This is a genomic window from Actinoplanes sp. NPDC000266, assembly GCF_042899005.1.
Classification (GTDB): domain Bacteria; phylum Actinomycetota; class Actinomycetes; order Mycobacteriales; family Micromonosporaceae; genus Actinoplanes.
Genome location: NZ_JBIAZI010000006.1, coordinates 307,765 through 326,702, shown reverse-complemented (window position 1 = coordinate 326,702; position 18,938 = coordinate 307,765). Strand labels below are relative to the sequence as shown.

General features: G+C 70.7%; 16 protein-coding genes and 1 pseudogene. 8 read left to right on the top strand and 9 right to left on the bottom strand.

Annotation, left to right across the window (positions count from 1 at the left end):
• Positions 1 to 87 precede the first annotated feature (87 nt).
• Genes ACFY36_RS25770 through ACFY36_RS25755 form a run of 4 tightly spaced genes read left to right on the top strand, consistent with a single transcriptional unit; the run spans position 88 to position 6,708 of the window.
• On the top strand, positions 88 to 1,116 hold the full coding sequence (locus ACFY36_RS25770; protein WP_499748494.1) for a hypothetical protein: 1,029 nt from the start codon (positions 88 to 90) through the stop codon (positions 1,114 to 1,116).
• Positions 1,113 to 5,390: a polymorphic toxin-type HINT domain-containing protein gene (locus ACFY36_RS25765; protein ID WP_499748493.1), complete on the top strand. Its 4,278-nt coding sequence runs from the start codon at positions 1,113 to 1,115 to the stop codon at positions 5,388 to 5,390. The genes ACFY36_RS25770 and ACFY36_RS25765 overlap by 4 nt, the downstream gene beginning before the upstream one ends.
• An 8-nt stretch (positions 5,391 to 5,398) precedes the next feature.
• Positions 5,399 to 6,334, top strand: a complete 936-nt coding sequence (locus ACFY36_RS25760) for a hypothetical protein (RefSeq protein ID WP_499748492.1) — start codon at positions 5,399 to 5,401, stop codon at positions 6,332 to 6,334.
• Complete coding sequence (locus ACFY36_RS25755; RefSeq protein ID WP_499748491.1) at positions 6,331 to 6,708, top strand: hypothetical protein; 378 nt, start codon at positions 6,331 to 6,333, stop codon at positions 6,706 to 6,708. Before ACFY36_RS25760 ends, ACFY36_RS25755 begins: the two co-directional genes overlap by 4 nt.
• An 8-nt stretch (positions 6,709 to 6,716) precedes the next feature.
• Here ACFY36_RS25755 and ACFY36_RS25750 read toward each other — a convergent pair whose 3' ends face one another.
• Genes ACFY36_RS25750 through ACFY36_RS25720 form a run of 7 tightly spaced genes read right to left on the bottom strand, consistent with a single transcriptional unit; the run spans position 6,717 to position 13,153 of the window.
• Complete coding sequence (locus tag ACFY36_RS25750) at positions 6,717 to 6,944, bottom strand: hypothetical protein (protein WP_499748490.1); 228 nt, start codon at positions 6,942 to 6,944, stop codon at positions 6,717 to 6,719.
• Positions 6,945 to 7,004: 60 nt separating this feature from the next.
• Positions 7,005 to 8,171, bottom strand: a complete 1,167-nt coding sequence (gene rhaI / locus ACFY36_RS25745; protein ID WP_499748489.1) for an L-rhamnose isomerase — start codon at positions 8,169 to 8,171, stop codon at positions 7,005 to 7,007.
• Entirely contained in the window at positions 8,164 to 8,499 is a 336-nt protein-coding gene (locus tag ACFY36_RS25740) for an L-rhamnose mutarotase (RefSeq protein WP_499748488.1), read from the bottom strand. Before ACFY36_RS25740 ends, rhaI begins: the two co-directional genes overlap by 8 nt.
• A gap of 4 nt (positions 8,500 to 8,503) precedes the next feature.
• Positions 8,504 to 9,580, bottom strand: coding sequence for a rhamnose ABC transporter substrate-binding protein (gene rhaS / locus ACFY36_RS25735; protein ID WP_499748487.1), 1,077 nt, complete (start codon positions 9,578 to 9,580; stop codon positions 8,504 to 8,506).
• Positions 9,581 to 9,610: 30 nt separating this feature from the next.
• A complete protein-coding gene (locus tag ACFY36_RS25730; RefSeq protein ID WP_499748486.1) occupies positions 9,611 to 10,600 on the bottom strand; it encodes an ABC transporter permease in 990 nt (329 codons plus the stop codon).
• Positions 10,593 to 11,615, bottom strand: a complete 1,023-nt coding sequence (locus ACFY36_RS25725) for an ABC transporter permease (protein WP_499748485.1) — start codon at positions 11,613 to 11,615, stop codon at positions 10,593 to 10,595. Before ACFY36_RS25725 ends, ACFY36_RS25730 begins: the two co-directional genes overlap by 8 nt.
• Positions 11,612 to 13,153 carry a sugar ABC transporter ATP-binding protein gene (locus tag ACFY36_RS25720; protein ID WP_499748484.1) on the bottom strand — a complete coding sequence of 514 codons (1,542 nt, stop codon included), beginning with the start codon at positions 13,151 to 13,153 and terminating at the stop codon, positions 11,612 to 11,614. Before ACFY36_RS25720 ends, ACFY36_RS25725 begins: the two co-directional genes overlap by 4 nt.
• Positions 13,154 to 13,399: 246 nt before the next feature.
• Between ACFY36_RS25720 and ACFY36_RS25715 the strand changes: the two genes are divergently transcribed.
• The 4 genes from ACFY36_RS25715 to ACFY36_RS25700 are packed head-to-tail and all read left to right on the top strand — an operon-like array spanning position 13,400 to position 17,422.
• On the top strand, positions 13,400 to 14,434 hold the full coding sequence (locus tag ACFY36_RS25715) for a LacI family DNA-binding transcriptional regulator (RefSeq protein ID WP_499748483.1): 1,035 nt from the start codon (positions 13,400 to 13,402) through the stop codon (positions 14,432 to 14,434).
• A gap of 54 nt (positions 14,435 to 14,488) precedes the next feature.
• Positions 14,489 to 15,334, top strand: a complete 846-nt coding sequence (locus tag ACFY36_RS25710; RefSeq protein ID WP_499748482.1) for an NYN domain-containing protein — start codon at positions 14,489 to 14,491, stop codon at positions 15,332 to 15,334.
• A 47-nt stretch (positions 15,335 to 15,381) separates the two neighbouring features.
• The gene (locus ACFY36_RS25705; protein WP_499748481.1) at positions 15,382 to 16,749 is read left to right on the top strand and encodes a sensor histidine kinase; all 1,368 of its coding nucleotides are present in this window, start codon (positions 15,382 to 15,384) and stop codon (positions 16,747 to 16,749) included.
• Between the two features lie 7 nt (positions 16,750 to 16,756).
• Positions 16,757 to 17,422, top strand: coding sequence for a response regulator (locus tag ACFY36_RS25700; protein WP_499748480.1), 666 nt, complete (start codon positions 16,757 to 16,759; stop codon positions 17,420 to 17,422).
• Between the two features lie 42 nt (positions 17,423 to 17,464).
• On the opposite strand, the pseudogene ACFY36_RS25695 reads toward ACFY36_RS25700, so the two are convergent.
• Positions 17,465 to 17,788, bottom strand: a pseudogene (locus ACFY36_RS25695) (phosphatase PAP2 family protein); the annotation flags it as partial.
• Between the two features lie 297 nt (positions 17,789 to 18,085).
• Complete coding sequence (locus ACFY36_RS25690) at positions 18,086 to 18,868, bottom strand: polysaccharide deacetylase family protein (RefSeq protein WP_499748479.1); 783 nt, start codon at positions 18,866 to 18,868, stop codon at positions 18,086 to 18,088.
• Between the last annotated feature and the right edge of the window lie 70 nt (positions 18,869 to 18,938).

Genomic DNA, 18,938 nt, shown 5'->3' with positions numbered 1-18,938 from the left:
CAACGGGGGATGGTGCAATTGAATACGCGTATGCGGACTCGGTCCGCAGCGATGATGGCGGCTGCGCTCATATTGGCGCCGGCCCTGATGTCCGGTGTCTCCACGCCGGCCTGGGCGGCCGGCCCCGCTTCGAGCGCCGTCACGACCACGACTTTCGACCAGTTCGAAGAGGACCGCATCTACGTGCGCTACCTCGCGAGCTACGACCCGCGCTCGCTCGTGCGCACGGCCGCCTGGAACGCGCTGGTGGCCAGCAACGTGCCCGCCGCCATCGAGCGTTTCCTCAACTCGGGCCTGGCGTACGCGGTGACCCGCTCCCAGCAGCTCGCGGCGCGCAACGCCGACTTCGCGCGCCGGATCCTGGCCACACACACCGCGGAATACTCGCCCGAGGTGCACGCGGCCGCGCAGTACGCGCTGAACAGCGGCACCTCCGCGCTCGACGCCTTCGCCCGCACCGGATACGCCGCGGCCAAGGAGCGCGACCGGGTGGCCCGCGAGGCCGCCGGCGAGCAGGTCGCCGCCCTGCTCGAGACCGACCGGCTCTTCGTCGCCCATCTGCGCGACAACGACCCCGGCGCCCAGGTCAAGGCCGCCGCCGGTTACGCCCTGCGGGTCGGTGCCACCGACGCCGACCTGGTCGAGTTCTACGCGTACGACTGGGCCGCCGCGGCCGCCGTCGACCTGCAGAGTCAGCAGATGCTGTGCACCAACAGCGACATGGTCTGGCGGGCCAAGGTGAAGACCCTGCTGGCCGACGCGCTGGCCGCGCAGAAGGCCGCCGAGGAGGCGGCCGGCGAGGCTCGCGAGCAGGCCCGCGCGGCCGCCGCCCGGGCCTGGCACGCGCTCGGTGAGCAGGCCTCCCCGGCCAAGTCCACATGGGACACGGCGGTCGAGGTGGCCGAGCAGCAGGCCGCCAACTGGCAGCAGGTGGCGCTGGCCGCCGCCGCGGCCGCGGACAACCCGAACTGGGACGCCATCGCGCTCAGCGCTCAGGCCAACGGCCAGAAGTGGACCACCGAGCAGGCCAACGCCGCGCAGCAGGCCGCCTACTGGACGGCGCTCTACCAGATGGCGCTGGACGGCGAGCAGGGCATGCAGGCGGGTGCCCGATGAAGAACTCGATACGTACGTGGCTGGTGCTGCTGCTGGCCCTGATCGTGGCCGGCGGCATCGTGCACGCGCCGCCGCCCGCGCTGGCCGCCCCGGCGCCGGCCCAGCTCCAGGATCCACCGCCGATCCCGATCCCCGACCTGGTGACCGAGCCGTGGAACGGCACCACCGGCGTGGTGACCTCCAACGAGCGCTGGGTCACGTCGATCCAGGATCTCGCCGAGCTCACCGAGGAACCGGAGATCCGCGACGCCGCGCTGGCCATCCTGGCCACCGGCGACGCCGCCAAGATCCGGAACTGGGCGCTGACCCAGGTGCCGGTCATCGAGCAGCAGGTGAAGGACCGCAAGCGCAAGGAAGCGGCCGACCGCCTGGCCAAGGTCAAGACCATGGTCGGCACCGGCGTGCCCGGCGGCTACTTCAACGCCGAGGTCCAGCGGGTGCTGGCCGGCACCGACGACGATCGCAAGCAGTTCCTGGCCTACGGGGCCGACATCGCCCGGGCCCGCGACGAGAAGGTCGCCGGCGACGCCCGCGAGCGCGCCGCCCAGCTGCGCGAGCGGCTGCGGGTCTTCGCGGCCGCCGCCCCGGCCGACTCCCAGGTGAAGCTGGCCGCCGAGCGGGCGCTGGCCGGCGACGACGCGGCCGTGGCCGCGTACTTCGCCACCGGTTACGCCGCCGCGGCCAAGGCCGACGCCGAGGCGCGCGAGCGCTACCTGGCCGACCTGGAGGCGCGGAACAAGGCCGCCGAGGAGCTGTCCGAGCTGGCCAAGAAGGCCAAGCGGGCCTCCGAGGCGCGGGCGCAGATGATGGTCGCGCACGGCAACAGCGTGCACGCGCTGCAGCGCGCGGCCAACGCGATGGCTGGCGCCGCCAACGCGGCCCGGCACAGCCAGCGGGTGCTGGCCGGCTCGGGCACGGTCGCCGAGAAGGCCGGAAGTCTGGCCATCGACAAGCAGCTGATCGCCACCGAGCTGGGCACCGCCCAGCAGGCGGCCCAGCAGGCGCAGGCCGCCGCGACCTCCTCCCGCAACGCGGCCGACGTCCTCGAGGAGACCGGCCTGACCTACGGCGTCGAGTGGACGGCGATCGCGCAGGGCGCGAGCGAGGCCGCGACCGCCGCGGTCGGCGCCACCACGACCGCCGGCCACGCGGTCGACGCCACCATCGCCACCAACAACGCCCAGGGCGCCCAGGCCCAGGCCGAGGCGCACGCCCGGCTGGCCGTGGAATGGCGCGGGCACGCGGCCGAGCACGCGGCGGCCGCGGCCAAGCTCGCCGCCGCCGCGGCCAAGCAGGCCGCCGCGGCCAAGACCGCGGCGGCCCGCACCAAGACCGCCAAGGAACAGGCGCAGGCGGCCGAGGCCAAGGCGTGGGCCGAGGCCGAGAAGACCCGCCAGCAGAAGGAGATCGCCCAGGCGAAGGCGGCGGAGGCGAAGACACACCGCCAGACCGCCGAGACCGAGCGCGCCAACGCGGAACGCCATCGGGCGGAGGCGGAGGCGCAGGCGAACATCGCGCGTAACGCCCGGGCCGCGGCCGACGCCGAGGCCGCCGTGGCGGAACAGGCCCGGTCGAAGGCCGAGTCGTCCGAGTCGGCCGCCCGCGCGGCCGAGACGCGGGCGTGGAACCAGGAAGGCGTCGCGCGGCAGGCGCGCGACGACGCCATGGCCGCCGAGCGGGCCGAGCAGACCGCCAAGGCGAGGGCCCAGGCTATGCGCGCGGCCGCGGCGTCGGCCGAGACGGAGGCCGAGCGTCAGGAAGCTCAGGCGGAGGCCGACGAGGCCGACCGGCAGGCGGGCATCGCGAGCTCGGCGGCGCGGTCGGCCCGTGCCCACGCGAACACCGCCACGGGCGCCGCCGCCAACGCCCGCGCCGCGAGCGCCCAGGCTCAGGACGCGGCCAACCGGTCCCGGGCGGCCGCCGAACAGTCGCGCGCGGCGGCGGCCGCCGCCGACTCCGCGGCCGACAGGGCCGAGGCGACCTCGCGAAGCGCGCACTCGGCGCGAGTGAGGGCCGACGCGAAGGCCGCCGAGGCGACCGCGCAGCAGGCCAAGGCCGCGGAGGCGGCGAACTCGGCCCAGCGGCTGGCCGGTCAGGCCGCCGAGGAGTCGGTGCGGTCGCTGTGGGCGGCCGACCGGACGAAGTCCGAGGCCGAGGGAGCCGCCCGCGAGGCGGTCGCCGCCAGCGAGCAGGCCGAGTCCGCGGTGCGGGCGGCCACGGCGGCGGCGAGCTCGGCGGCCGGGATCGCCCAGCCCGCCAACACCGCGATCGGCATGGTCAGCCCGTTCACCGGCGCCGACATCGACGCCGACTTCGTGGCCCAGGTGGCGGCGCAGGCCCTGGTCATCGGCGATGAGCAGGCGGACGCGGCCCAGGCCCGGGCGGCCGAGGCGCTCATCGCGGCCCGGGCGGCCGACGATGCCGCCCGTGACGCGGCCGACCAGGTCCGGCCGGCGTATCTGTCGGCGGCGGCCGCGGCCCACTCGGCGGCCGACGCCGCCGAGTCCGCGGCGCAGGCCCGGCGGTCGGCGGCTCAGGCCGCGGCCGACGGTGCGGCGGCCCGGACCGCGGCCGCCAGCGCCGGGCGGGCCGACGCACAGGCCCGCGCCGACGCCGCCGCGGCACGGCAGGCGGCCAACGAGGCCGCCAACGACGCGGCGATCGCCGGGCGCAGCGCGCAACAGGCGCAGGAGGCGGCGAACCAGGCCAACCAGGCGGCCAACAGCGCCGAGGCCGACGCGGCGGCCGCTCGCGGCGCCGCCGACCGGGCCGAGGCCGACGCGGCTGCCGCGCGGACGGCGGCCACCAACGCGCAGCAGGCGGCCGACAGCGCCTCCACGGCCGCGGCCAACGCGTTGCAGCACGCCGTCGACGCGCAGAAGGCGGCCGACCGGGCCGAGGAAGCCGAACGGCAGCGCGCCGCCCTGGAGATCGCCAACGCGGCGGCCGACATCCCGCCGGACGCCACCGAGGCCGACCTGCTGCAATATCTGACCCCGGACGAGCTGGCGCAGCTGCGGCAGGCCGAGCAGGAAGCCGGGATGAGTGTCCTGGACTTCATCAAGGCCGAGGCCTGGGACCTGTTCCTGGAACTGTCCGGAGTGGGCGACCTGATCGGCTGCTTCCGTGACGGCAACGTCGAGGCCTGCCTGTGGAGCCTGGCCGGCCTGCTCGGCGGCATCAAGGCGATCCGGGCCGGCTACAAGATCGTCAAGCTCATCCCCAAGCTGATCAAGTTCTTCGAGAAGGTCAAGGACGCGAAGAAGCGGCGGGACAAGCTGCGCGAGCTCGCCCGCAGCAAGAAGAAGAAAAAGGACCGCGACGACGAGTGCGACGCCCGTGCTCGGAAGAACAGCTTCCTTCCCGGCACCCCGGTGCTGCTCGCCGACGGCACCACCCGGCCCATCGAAAAGGTGGCGGTCGGCGACCTCATCCGGGCCACCGATCCGATTACCGGTGTCACCGTCGCCAAGCCGGTCACGGCCACCATCGTCGGTGACGGCGACAAGAAGCTGGTCGACATCACCATCGGCGGCGCCACGGTCACCGCCACCCACAACCACCCGTTCTGGGTTCCGGAGTTGTCGGAGTGGGTCGACGCCGAACAGCTGGCGCCTCAGCAGTGGCTGCGCACCAGCGCCGGCACCTACGTCCAGGTCACCGCGGTGCGGCACCATGACGCCGACACCCGGGTCCACAACCTCACCGTCGCCGACCTGCACACGTTCTACGTGGCCGCCGGAACCGCCTCGGTCCTGGTCCACAACAGCGACTGCCAAGAAGAGGTCATCTGGAAGAACGAACGGCATCCCGACTTCTCGCTCCGCGGTAAACCCGACGACACCCCTCAGGCTCGTTTCCACAACCTCCCGGCGCGGGACCAAGCAGCCCTTCGGCGGAGCAAAGACGGGCGAGGGTCGCTCGCGGACGGTTGCCACACCTTTGTGATCATGCCGAACGACGAGGTCAGGTCGGTCCAGGACAGCATTCTCGACAAGTGGCAGGACGGCGACAAATTCGCGGGTCACACGACCGTCGCCGGCCACGACGCCGATGACAAGCCCAACGGTGTCCTGATGGCGGGCAGCTTCGAGGTCAAAGACGGAAAGATCTTGTGGTGGGGCCGTCACTCCGGCCACTACAGGCCGCAGGAGTATGGCGGTGACATGCTGCAAGACCTCACGAAGCGCGCGTTCGGGTCGGCCGGCTACGGCGGGGATCAGGAGTACAAGGGCGCGACGATCTGCGACGACGGCGACGACGATGACTGGTAAGGGATGAGATGACGAGCCGATGGCGGACGGTCTGGGCGACCGGCGAAAGCGACGAACGGATCGTCCGCCTCGGCATGGCCGGCCCTGACATGGTGGTCTCGGCCGATCACGGCGGCGCGATCGAGGCGCGGTGGGCCGGCGATGGTTCCCCGGTCGCCGCGCCCACCTACACCGGGATCACGGGCATCCTGGCGCTGGCGGCCTGGCGGCAGGGGGAAAGTGTGCGGGTGGCGACCGGTGCCGGTTCCCGGCATGTGTCGCACCGGTGGCTGCAACGGTGGGATCTCGTCGCGAGGAAGGAGATCCCACCGGCGATCGACATGAACGTGATGGGGGTCAAACACGTCGACCCGGCCATCGTCCGCGGTGAACAGGTGCTGGTCGTGGTCAGCCAGGGAGTGCTCGCGATCCGGCGGACCGGTGACGGGTCGGTCATCGACGACGTGGTAAAGCACCGGTCGACATCCCGTGTCGTGATCGGCTCGACCGATCGTGGCCCGGTCGCGGTCACCTCGTCGCACGACGAACATCCGCAATTGTTCTGGTTGGAGAATCTGACCGAGGCGGTGCGTCTGCCGCATGCCGACGGCGAGTTCATCGCCGCCATGCAGGGCGACCGCCTGGTCTGCGGTAGTTACGCGGAGCCGTGGAACGCGTGGCAGACCGCCTGGGCCGGTGACCTGTCCGGCCGGCGCCTCGGGCCCGCGGTCACCGGCGAGGTGATCACGGCGGTGGCGGTGGCGGCCTGGCCCGCGGTCTACATCGCCCGGGCCGACCGTACGGTGTCGCTCGTCGATCTGGAGACGGGCCGCGAACTGGCTCCGGCCCTGAGCCTGCCGAAACGGGCCCGCAGCCTCGTGGTCGTCGACGGGCGGGACGTCATCGTGGGGTTCGGCCTTCAGGTGGCCCGTTTCGAGCCACCGGGATGGAAGAGTGAGGCGTGAGCGATCTATGGACGCGGGAGATGGCCGGCGTCAAGGAGGAGTTCGCCCGCTGGAGCGAGGCCGAGCGCATCCGGGTCATGTGTGAGGCCATCGACTACGCGATGTTCCGGTCGCTGACACCGCTGGCCGCGATTCCGTCGCCCGGGGCCCGCGCGCTGATCGACGAAGCCCTGGCCGCCGGGCGGTCGGGCGCGAAGGCCGAGACCGCGTACGAGATCTCGGGCCGGATGTATCCCTCTCTGGACTTCGAGGGGTCCGTCGGCTCGCTGCAGCGGCAGGCGATGGGGCGCCGGATCACGATCGAGCACGAGCTCGGCAATCCGGCCTGCCTCGACATCATCCGGGCGCAGAAGGAGCTTCTGAGCCCGAGGTGACGTACGGGCTATTTCTTCTTCTTTTTGCCCTTTTTCCCGTCGCCGTCGGCGAACATGCTGTTGAGCATGACTTCGTCCCGTTCGTGGGCCTGTTCGGCGGCGGTCTTGGGCTCGCGGACGGCGATCTTCCAGAAGATCGCGACGGCGACGACGAGCCAGGCCCACCACGGGATGCCCGACTCGGGGCCGAACAGCTGGCTCGTCACGTCGTAGGCGCCGTTCATGTACTGCTCCATGGCCGCAAGGATCGGCTCGTGAGCCCGCCGGGTTGAGGAACCCGGCGGGCTTTTCTCACGTCAGGCGCCCCAGCCGGCCTGCTCGCCGCCCACGCGCTCGGCGACGATCTTCTCCTGGTAGCCGCTGGCCTTGTAGGCGCGCACCGGGTCGGGGTCGAGGCCGGCGTCCGCGCGGACCTCGGCCAGCAGCGGGCGGACGTCGGTGTTGTACGCGTCCATCAGCACCGCGTTCGCCTCGAGCACGTCGCCCTCGGCCTGCGCCTTGAACAGGGCGTCGCGGTCGACCAGCAGGGCCTTGGCGGTGGCCTCCTGGATGTTGAGCACCGAGCGGATGATCGCCGGGATCTTCGCCTCGATGTTGTGGCACTGATCGAGCATGAAGTTGATGCCGTACGCCGGGTCCAGCGCGCCGCCCCGGACGATCTCGTACATGATCCGGAAAAGCTGGAACGGGTCGGCGGCGCCGGCCATCAGGTCGTCGTCGGCGTAGAACCGGCTGTTGAAGTCGAACGCGCCGAGCTTCTTCTGCCGCAGCAGGAACGCCACGATGAACTCGATGTTCGTGCCGGGGGCGTGGTGGCCGGTGTCGATGCAGACGGTGGCCTTCTCGCCGAGCTCGACGCAGTGCGCGTACGAGGTGCCCCAGTCCGGGATGTCGGTGGCGTAGAAGGCCGGCTCGAACAGCTTGTACTCGAGCAGGAAGCGCTGGTCGTCGCCGAGCCGGTCGTACGCCTCCTTGAGGGCGGCGCTCAGCCGGTCCTGGCGCAGGCGCAGGTCGTCCTGACCCGGGTAGTTGATGCCGTCGGAGAACCAGAGCTTCAGGTCGCGCGACCCGGTCTGGTCCATGATGTCGATCGCCTCGAGCAGGTGATCGGTGGCCTTGCGCCGGATGCCGGCGTCGGGGTTGGTGACCGAGCCGAGCTTGTAGTCGTTGTCCTGGAAGACGTTGGTGTTGATGGCGCCGATCGCGACGCCCTCCGACTTGGCGTACTCGCCGAGGGCCTTGTAGTCGTCGACCTTGTCCCACGGGATGTGCAGGGCGACGGTCGGCGCGACGCCGGTGAAGCGGTGCACGACGGCCGCGTCGGCGATCTTCTCCTCGGGGGTGCGCGGCACGCCCTCCTGAGCGAAGACCTTGAAACGGGTGCCGGAGTTGCCGAAGGCCCACGACGGGGTCTCGATGCGCTGCGCCGCGAGCGCGCGCTTGACTGCGGAGAGATCAGTCATGGGTAGCCTCCAAAGGCTCATCGGAAAGGTGGAACACCTCGGTCAGCAACGGGAATCCGTCGGTGGGTGAGGTGCCGGCGAAGAAGGGGGCCATCTCCGCCTGCCACCGGGTGTTGACGTCCAGGGCCGCCATGGCCGCCTGGGACGCCTCGAGATCGTCGGCCTCGACGTAGCCGATCAGGAGGCCGTCGTCTCGGAGGAACAAGGAGTAGTTGCGCCAGCCGGTGGCCCGAAGTGCTGCCTGCATCTCGGACCACACGGCCTGGTGCCGCTCCACGTACTCCGCCATCCGCTCGGGGCGGACCTGGAGGTTGAAGCAGTAGCGCATGTCTCTAGAAGTTGAACTGGTCGATGTTGTCGGCGGTGAACTCGGTCGGCGGGCCGAGGACGATCTCGCCGTCCTTGCCGATCGTGTACTCGCCGAGCTTGCCGGCCTTGAACTTCTCGCCCTCGGCGCCGGTGATCTGGCCGGAGGCCAGGGCCGCGCCCGCGTAGGCGGCGAGGTAGCCGATGTCGGCCGGGTTCCACAGCGCGAACTTCTTCACGGTGCCGTTCTTGACGTACTCACGCATCTGGTTGGGAAGGCCCAGGCCGGTGACGGCCACCTTGCCCTTGTACGACGACGAGCCGATGTAGCGCGCGGCGGCGGCGATGCCGACGGTGGTCGGGGCGACGATCGCCTTCAGGTTCGGGTACGACTGCAGCAGGCCCTGGGCCTCCTGGAACGACTTCTGGTCGTCGTCGTTGCCGTACGCGACCTTGACCAGCTTCAGCTTCGAGTACTCGGGCTTGGCCAGCTCGGTCTTCATGACCTCGATCCAGGCGTTCTGGTTCGTGGCGTTCGGGGTGGCCGAGAGGACCGCGATCTCACCCTCGCCGCCGGCCTGCTCGAGCGCCATCTTGGCCAGCGACTCGCCGATGCCCTGCGTGGTGGCCTGGTTGATGAAGGCGTCGCGGCAGTCCTTGGAGGCGTCCGAGTCGAACGTGACGACCTTGATCTTCGCGGCGCGGGCCTGGTTGAGCGACGGGCAGACCGCGTTCGGGTCGTTGGCGGCGACCACGATGACGTCCTGCTGCTGCTGGATCAGGGTGTTGATGTACGACACCTGCGACGAGGCGGACGCGTCGTTCGGGCCGACCAGCTTGTACTCGCCCTTGACCTCGCCGACCGCCACCTTGCCGCCGCCGACCTCCACATCGGAGTACGGGTTGTTCAGCTGCTTCGGCAGGAAGGCGATCTTCAGGCCCTCCTTGGTGGCGGCGTTCGGGTCGGCGGCCGCGGAGGCCTGCGAACCCGAGCCGCTGTTGTCGGTGCTGTCCTTGGTGGTGCCACCGCAGGCGCTCAGGCCCACGACCAGGAGTGCGGCAGAAGTGACGGAAAGTAGTGTGCGGGGGGAGCGACGAAGCACGGCGTACTCCATTCTTTTCAGGTCCGAGGGTTATCGGGCTGCGGCTTGCCGCAGGCGCCGGCGGTGCCAGTTGCCGCGGACGGCGGTGGCGATGTTGGGAAGCAGGACGGAGAGCACGAGCAGGGCGCCCGTGACGATGTTGAGCGCCTGCCCGGAGACGTCCTCCAGGCGCAGCGCGTTCTGCAGCGCGGCCAGCAGCACGACACCGGCCAGTACGCCGGGCAGGCTGCCCTTTCCGCCGAAGATCGACACACCGCCCAGGAGGACGGCCGCGACGACGGCGAGTTCGAGGCCCGAGCCGTTGTCGGCCCGGGCGCTGGAGTAGCGGAGGGTCCACAGCACGCCGACCAGTCCGGCCACGGCGCCGCTGACGACGTACAGCCAGAATTTGGTCCTGGCCACCCGGATGCCGGAGAAATGCGCGGCCTTGTCGTTGGCGCCGATCGCGTAGAGCGCGCGGCCGACCGGGGTGGCGTGCTGCACGATCCCGAAGATCAGAGCCAGGATCACGATCAGAATCAGGACATTGGGTACGGGTGATGACCCGATCGTTCCGGTGACCCAGTCGGTGTAGCTGAACGGGAAGTCGGCCACCGCGCCGTCACCGAGCACCACGAAGGCGAGGCCGCGGAAGAGCGCGAGCGTGCCGATCGTGACCGCCAGCGAGGGCAGGCCGAGCACCGTGATCAGAAATCCGTTGAGCACGCCGCAGATCGCGCCGATCACGATGCAGAGCGGGATGATCATCTCGATCGACAGGCCGTTGTTCCAGAACCAGCCCATCAGCGCGCTGGTGAAGCCGAGCGTGCTGGCCACCGACAGGTCGATCTCGCCGGTCACGATGATCATTGTCATCGGCAGCGCGATCAGGATGATCGGCAGCAGGTCGAGGACCATGAAGGTGAAGTTGCGGCTGGTGCCGAAGTTGTCCACGACGGCCGACGCGACGAACAGCACCACGATGGTCAGCAGGATGATGATGCTGTCCCAGCTGGTCAGCCTCTTCTTCACTTCAGACATGAGCGTCTCGCTTACGGAGAGAACGGGCGATCCGGACCGCGACCAGCCGGTCGGCGCAGATGGCCAGGATGATCAGGGAGCCGACGATCGCCTGCTGCCAGAACTGGTTGATGTCCAGGACGGCCAGGGCGCTGCTGATCACGGTCAGCAGCAGGGCGCCGAGGCCGGCGCCCCAGACCGTGCCGCTGCCGCCGAAGACGGCCACGCCGCCGACCACGACCGCGGCCACCACGTTCAGCTCGTAGCCGTTGCCGGCCGAGGCGTCGATCGTGCCGAACCGGGCGGCGAACAGCACGCCGGCCAGCCCGGCGGCGGCGCCGCTGAGGATGAAGGCGACGATCAGGTTGCGGGCGACCTTGATGCCGGCCAGCTCGGCGGCGTCGGGGCTGGAGCCGATCGCGTACATCTCGCGGCCGATGCGGTAGTTGCGCATCATCAGCGAGACGCCGCCGACCACCACCAGGGCGATCAGGACCAGCCAGGGGATGCCCAGGATGTTGTCGTTGGAGAAGTCGAGGAAGCTGCCCGGCAGCTCGTCGGCGGTGACCTGGTCGCCGCCGGCCCACGAGTAGACCAGGCCGCGGAAGATGTACATCGTGCCGAGGGTGACCACCAGGGCGGGCACCTTGCCGTAGCGCACCAGCACGCCGTTGACCAGGCCGGCGACCGCGCCCACGGCGATGCCGACGACGATCGCGACGATCATCGGCAGGCCCGGGTTGTCGCTCATCATGGTGGCCACGGTGAACGCGCTGATGCCGAGCACCGAGCCGACGCTCAGGTCGATGTTGCGGGTGATGACGACGACGGCCTGCCCGGCCGCCATCACCGCGAGGATCGCCGTGTTGAGCAGGTTGTCGCGGATGCTCTGGCCGGAGAGGAAGCGCGGGTTGTCGATCGCGGTGTAGCCGATCAGCACCACGAGGGCGAGCACGATGCCGAGCTCGCGGGTCTTCAGCAGCCCACCGGCGAAACGCCGGCCGGGCGCGGGCGGGCCGAGCGTAGACGTGGTCATGCCGAAACCTTCTGTCCCATGGCGGCGTACATAACTGACTCCTCCGTGGCCTCGGCCCGGGTGAGCTCGGCCGCGACCTTGCCCTCGCGGAGCACGATGACCCGGTCGGCCATGCCCAGCACCTCGGGCAGTTCGGACGAGACCATGACGACGCCCATGCCGTCGGAGGCCAGCGAGGAGAGCAGCCGGTGGACCTCGGCCTTGGTGCCGACGTCGATGCCGCGGGTGGGCTCGTCGACGATCAGCAGGCGCGGGCCGGTGGCCAGCCACTTGGCCAGCACCACCTTCTGCTGGTTGCCGCCGGAGAGCGTGCCGACCGCGTCGCTGAGCTTGCCCAGCTTGGTCTGGAGCTTCTCGGTCCAGGTCAGCGCCGACCGGCGCTCGCTGCCGCCGAACAGCAGGCCCAGCCGGGCCAGCTTGCGGGCCCGGGGCAGCGTCACGTTGCGCTCGATCGACAGGTCCATGACCAGGCCCTGCTGGCGCCGGTCCTCGGGGACCAGGGCCAGGCCGGCCGACATGGCGGCCCGCGGCGAACCGCCCTTGAGCTTCTTGTTCTGGACGCGCACGGTCCCGGAGTCGTACGGATCGACGCCGAACACGGCCTGCATGACCTCGGAGCGCCCGGCGCCGACCAGGCCGGCCAGCGCGACGATCTCGCCCTCCCGCACGTTGAACGTGATGTCGCGGAAGACGCCCTCGCGGCTGAGCTTGTCGACCTCGAGGAGCACCTCGCCCGGCTCGACGTCCTGCTTGGGGAAGAGCGCGCTCAGGTCGCGGCCGACCATCTTGCGGATCATGTCGTCGACGCTGAGCTCGGACACCAGCTCGGTGGCGACGTGCTTGCCGTCCCGCATGATCGTCACCCGCTCGCAGAGCGCGGTGATCTCCTCGAAGCGGTGCGAGATGAACATGATGGCCGCGCCCTCGTCGCGCAGCGAGCGCACGACCGAGAAGAGCCGCTCGACCTCGACCGCGGACAGCGCCGCGGTCGGCTCGTCCATGATCAGCACCCGGGCCTCGGCCGACAGCGCCTTGGCGATCTCGACCAGCTGCTGGTCGGCGATCGAGAGGCCGCGCGCCGGGCGGCCCGGATCGAGGTGCACGCCGAGGCGGCGGAACAGGGCCTCGGCGTTCTCGGTCATGGCCTTGCGGTCGATCTGCCGCAGTTTGGTCAGCGGCTGGTTGCCGATCGCGATGTTCTCGGCGACCGAGAGGTCGGGGAAGAGCGTGGGCTCCTGGTAGATGACGGCGATGCCGGCCGCCTTGGCGTCGGCCGGGCCGGCGAAGTCGACGTCGGTCCCGTCCACCCGCAGCGTGCCGGTGTCGGGCCGGTGCACACCGGCGAGCATCTTGACGATGGTCGACTTGCCGGCGCCGTTCTCGCCGACGAGAGCGTGCGCCTCGCCCGGGAAGAGCGGGAAACTGACGCCCTGGACGGCCGCGACCGCGCCGAACGACTTCGTGACGTCGGCGACCTCGAGCCGGGCCGGCCCGTGGTCACCGGCGCGGTTATCGGGCTTGGCCGAAGAGTCCGCCACAGCCACCTCCACGTCGGACTTTGAAATGTTTCAGAGAACGTGTAGAGAACGTAGGTGGCCCCGATCACACGTGTCAAGCATTCGATCGAAACGTTGCGGAAACACGGCCGTTGTGAGTTCGACCTGTACCGTAAGATGCATCTTCAACGTTTCAACGGCGTTCGCTGTCCCCGCCAGGACCCCCGGCGCGGTACCGTGAGCCGGTTCCGTTCACCGCCGGTTGACCGGCAGGTCTAGGAGGTAGCGGTGCTGAACGGCAGGACGCCATCCGTCAAGGATGTGGCCGCCGCCGCCGGCGTCTCGCTGGGCACGGTCTCGAACGTGATGAACCGCCCCGAAGTGGTCAGCGCCCGCACCCGGGAACGGGTCGAGCGCGCCATGACGGAGCTCGGTTTCGTTCGCAACGAGTCGGCCCGCCAGTTGCGTGCGGGCACAAGCCGCACCCTGGCCTACGTGATGCTCGACGGCACGAACCCGTTCTTCCACGACGTGGCCCAGGGCATCGAGCTGGCCGCCGAGGACGCCGACCTGTCGCTGTTCATCTGCAACAGCAACAGCCGCGCCTCCCGCGAGGAGGTGCACCTCGACCGCCTGCTCCAGCAGCGCGTCCAGGGCATTCTGATCACCCCGGTCGACCCGGCGGCGCCCCACCTCGACGAGCTGTCCCGCCGGGGCGTGCCCCTGGTCGTGGTCGACCGGGTCCGCGGCGTCGACAACTGCTGCTCGGTGGCGGTCGACGACGTGCTCGGCGGCCGCATAGCGGTCGAACACCTCGCCGAGCAGGGTCACGAACGGGTGGCGTTCATCGGCGGCCCCGACTCGCTGGGCCAGGTCGGCGAGCGTCTGCAGGGAGCCCGCGAGATCTGGTCGTCACTCGGCCGCTCACCGGACGACCTGATCTACCTGCCGACCGACGCCATGACCGTCGCCGATGGACGGTCGGCCGGCGAGCGCCTGGCCGGGTTGCCGGCGCGGCGCCGCCCGACGGCCGCCTTCTGCGCGAACGACCTGCTGGCCCTGGGCCTGCTGCAGCAGAGCATCGGCGCCGGCCTGCGCGTGCCGGACGACCTGGCCATCGTCGGCTTCGACGACATCGAGTTCGCCGCCGCGGCGGCGGTGCCGCTCACGTCGGTCCGCCAGCCGCGCCAGGAGCTGGGCCGCGCGGCGGCCCAGTTGGTGCTGGACGAGGCCACCAACCCCGACCACAAGCACAGCCAGCTCCAGTTCACCCCCGAGCTGGTCGCCCGCGCCTCGACGGTCTCCCGCTCCCGCGCCGTCTGACCGCGCCGCATCTGGTGGCATTCTGTGACCGTGAGGCCTAGGTGCTCCCTATATGTGGACGTCGGTTACCTGCTCAGCGCGGCAGCGGTCCGGGTGACGGGTACGTCGCTGCGCAACGGAATCCAGGTCGACTATGAGTCGCTGATTGACGGGCTCGTCCATCAGGCCGAGAAGCTGTCGGAGCTTCCGGTTCTGCGAGTCCACTGGTACGACTCCGCGCGAGACGGCGTACCCGACCTTCAGCAGCAGCTCATCGGAGAGCTGTCCAACGTCAAGTTGCGGCTCGGCCGGTTCGGCGTGGAAGGTCAGCAGAAAGGCGTCGACCTGCGCATCGGCCTTGATCTTGTAACGCATGCCCGTAACGGTGTCGCGGAGGTCTTCATCCTCGTGTCGGGGGACGATGATCTGACCGAGGCGGTCGAAGAGGCCCAAGTTCATGGCGTGCAGGTCTTCCTGCTTGCCGTTCCCAACGCTGAGGACAAACCGCACGGCATCAGCCGTCATCTGATTCGTGCGGCCGACGGTCTCAAGATCCTCTTTCCGGAGACCATCGACCAGACGGTGACGAAGGTGGCACCGCAAGGAGCTCGGCCGGTGTCCCTCGACAGCGAACCGCCGGTCCTGACCTCGGAGTCGGCCGAACAGATCGACTCGGTGGTCAATGGAGTCCTGACGACCTTCCGCAGATCCGCCAGCGCGGAGGAGCTCGCGGCGCTTACTGCCGGCAAGCCGTCGATTCCCCGGGACATCGACAAGGCATTGCTGACCGATCTGTCGGATCGCCTCGGTGTCGTCGACTTGGATGAAGCAGCCCGGCACAAGCTTCGGGCACGGTTCTGGGCGAAGTGGGACGAGGCTTACGGGCCGGAAGGTTCCGGTCGACCGACCACGCTGATTTGACTTTCGGCAGTGTCGAGCGGTGGCCGCGGCCCCGTACCGTCGCCTCGGTGAAGCGCACAGCGATCAAGGTTGCGGTGTCGTCCGTCCCGGTCGCGTTCGCCGGTCTGAGCATGGTGAGCGCGTGGTGGCTGCTGCCGGCCGTGGTCACCGCGTTTCTGGCCGGGCGGCGGCCGGGGCGGACCGGTCCGACGGTGGTCGGGCTGGTGGCGGTGCTCTCGGCCGGTGTCGTGGTGTTCTCCGCTGTGCCCGGCTGGCTGCCGCTGGCGAGCCGGTTCCTGGTCGTGATCGTCGCCGGCACGATGACGCCCTGGTTCGCGGGACGGTTCTGGCGCCAATATCAGGATCTCGCCCGCGCCGGCTGGGAACGGGCCGAGCAGGCGCAGCGTGAGCAGCGGCTGGTCGCCGAGCAGGCGCGGCTGCGCGAACGGGCGCGGATCGCCCAGGACATGCACGACCTTCTCGGCCACGACCTCAGCCTGATCGCGCTGTCGGCGGGCGCGCTGAAACTCGCGCCAGGCCTGGAAGAGGACCACCGCCGGATGGCCGCGGATCTGCGGGCCCGGGCCGGGGCCGCGGTGGAGCGTCTCGGCGAGGTGATCGGCGTCCTGCGCGAGGAGACCGACAGCGCACCCATGGAAGCCCCTGGCCTCGCGGCGCTGGTGGCCGGGGCGTCCGCATCGGGGCTGGAGGTTGAGCTGCGCGTCGATGGTGAGGCGGGCACTATGCCGCCGATGGCCGAGCGGGCCGTGCACCGGGTCGCGCAGGAAGCGCTCACCAATGTGGCCAGACACGCGCCCGGAGCGGCGGCGGTCATCGCGGTGACGCATGCGGAGGCCGCGACGACGATCGTGGTGGAGAACGGCCCGCCGTCGTCACCGGCCCGGGTCGGCGGCGGCGGTGGCGGGCATGGTCTGGTCGGCCTGGCCGAACGGGTGCGGCTGGCCGGCGGCACCTTCGACCACGGCCCGCACGACGGAGGTTTCGCCGTCACCGCGAGGATCCCGCACGCCCCCTGGCCACCACCGAAGATCGACCGGACGCCTCTGCGGGAGCATCGTCACGCCCGGCGGCGTGTCGGCCGGACCCTGGTCATCGCGGTCATGGTGCCGCTGGTCACCGGTGCTGTGCTGAGCGGGGCCCTGGCCGGCTGGGAGACGCTGTCCGCGTCGCGGGCGGTCCTCGATCCGGGTGACTACGCCCGCCTGCGCGTCGGGCAGGATCGCTCCGAGGTGGAGCGTCTCCTGCCGAGCCGGCAGACCCGCTACCGCCCGCTGACCGCCGAGCCGACCGGGGACGGATTGACGTGCGAGTACTACGCGATGACGGCCGACCGCTTCGACGACCGGTCGGGAGACGTCTACCGGCTCTGCTTCCGCGACGGCGTGCTGGTGTCCCGCGACACCGTCAGCCCGTGAGCCGCCGATGATCCGCGTACTGATCGCCGACGACGAGCCGATGATCCGGGCCGGGCTGCGCGCGGTTCTCGCCACCGCCGCCGACATCGAGGTGATCGGCGAGGCCGGTGACGGACACCAGGCCGTCGAGTTGGCGCGGCGGCACCGGCCCACGGTGGCCGTCCTCGACATCCGGATGCCCGGCATGAACGGCATCGAGGCGATGGCCGAGCTCCGCCGGGCCGTGCCGGCCACGCGCGTGATCATCTTGACGACGTTCGGGGAGGACGACTACATCCTCCAGGCGCTCGGCGGCGGGGCCGCCGGCTTCCTGATCAAGTCCGGCGAGCCCGAAGAACTGATCATCGGCGTACGCGCGGTGGCCGACGGCGCCGCCTATCTGTCACCGAAAGTGGCGGCCCGGGTCGTGGCGCACCTCGCCGCTACGGGCGCGGACGCCCTGGCTGCGCGGCGCTCCAGTGCCCGTGACCTGGTCGATGCCCTCAGTCCCCGGGAACGGGAGGTACTGGCCTTCCTCGGCCGCGGACTGTCCAACGGGCAGATAGCCCGGCGGCTGCACGTGGTCGAGGGGACGGTCAAGGCGCACGTGAGCTCGATCCTGGCCAGGTTGGGTGTGGACAATCGGGCCGCGGCCGCGGTGGTCGCCCATGAATCGGGCATCGCGCAGCAGTAACGACGCCGCCACGATGGCGCCGCCGAGCACCGCCCCGGCCAGGACGTCGTGGGGATAGTGGACGCCCACCAGCACCCGCAGCAACGCGGCGGCGACGGCCACGGGCAGGGTGATCGCGGCCAAGCGCGGCCGCAGCATCGCCAGGCCGACGGCCAGCCCGGCGGCCAGGGTGGCGTGGTTGCTCGGGAACGACCAGTCGCCGCTTTCCGGGCAGGCGGCGATCACCACGGTGCGACACGGTCGTTCCTCGTCCACCACCAGCTTGATCGCCTCACTGAGGGCGTATGCCACCACGGTGCCGAGAACGGTCAGCACGACCCCGGTGATCTCCCGGGCGTCCCGGCGTCGCAGCGCCCTCCATCCCATTCCGGCCAGCATCAGGCCGAGGAGCACCAGGGTGCCCTCGGTCGCCACCTCCAGCACCGGTCCGAGCCACGGTGGGGCGTCCGCCACCGCCCCGGTGATCGCTCGATACGCGGACGCCGAGACGCCGCCGGTCACGTGCACCGGTTCGGCCCGGCCCAGCCCGCCCGGGGCGAGCCAGGTGACCAGCGCCGCCGCCGGCACCAGGACAACGAGTGCTTTTCGTTTCATGGGCTGACCGTAGAAACGAAGACGGCCGGAAACCCGGGTCCAACGGCAAGCCACACCCCCTGACGATCGTCAGGGTTGACTGCCCAGCAGCTCCGAGACGGTGACGAAGCGGTAGCCGCGGGCGCGCAGGCCGGCGACCATGGCCGGCAGGGCGTCCAGGGCCACCAGGCGCCGCTTGGTGCCGGCGTCGTGGGCCAGGATGATCGAGCCCGGGCGCACGGCGTCGATCAGGTCCTCGGCCTGGGCCTTCGGGTCGCCGGCGAAGCGGCGCTCGCGCATCTGGTGCGACCACAGCACGATGTCGTATCCCATGGCGTCGGCGGCCAGCACCGTCGATCCGCCGAAGTGGCCGTAGGGCGGGCGGAGCAGGGTGGGCGTCCGGCCGGTGTGGCGCTTGATGGCGTCGTGGGTGCGTTCCAGCTCGCGGCGGCAACCGTTGAGGTCGAGGGTGGCCAGGTCGTCGTGCGACCAGGAGTGGTTGCCGACCTCGTGGCGGTCCAGGCGGTTGCGGAGCAGGTCGGCGTGGGCCTCCAGGTGACGGCCGACCAGGAAGAACGTGGCCGGCACGCGGGCCTCGTCGAGCGCGTCGAGGAAGCGCGGTGTGTAGTCCGGCAGCGGGCCGTCGTCGAAGGTGAGCGCGACCAGCTTCTCGGTGGTCGGCTTGAAGTAGTGGATCCGGACGCCACCGGTGGAGACAGCGCCCAGGTCGTCGGCGGCCGAGGCGTAGCCGCCGCCCAGTGGTGGGCGGTCCCAGCCCAGCCAGTGCTTGACCTGGTCCGACCCGGCGAAAGCCGTGGCCGCACCGCCCGCGGCGAGCAGAGCTCCGCGCAGCATCGAACGACGAGTAACCATGAATCCCCCATGAACGTACCGGGCTCACAGCCTGGTTGATCATGGCAAGAACCGCCTCGGCCACTGGACT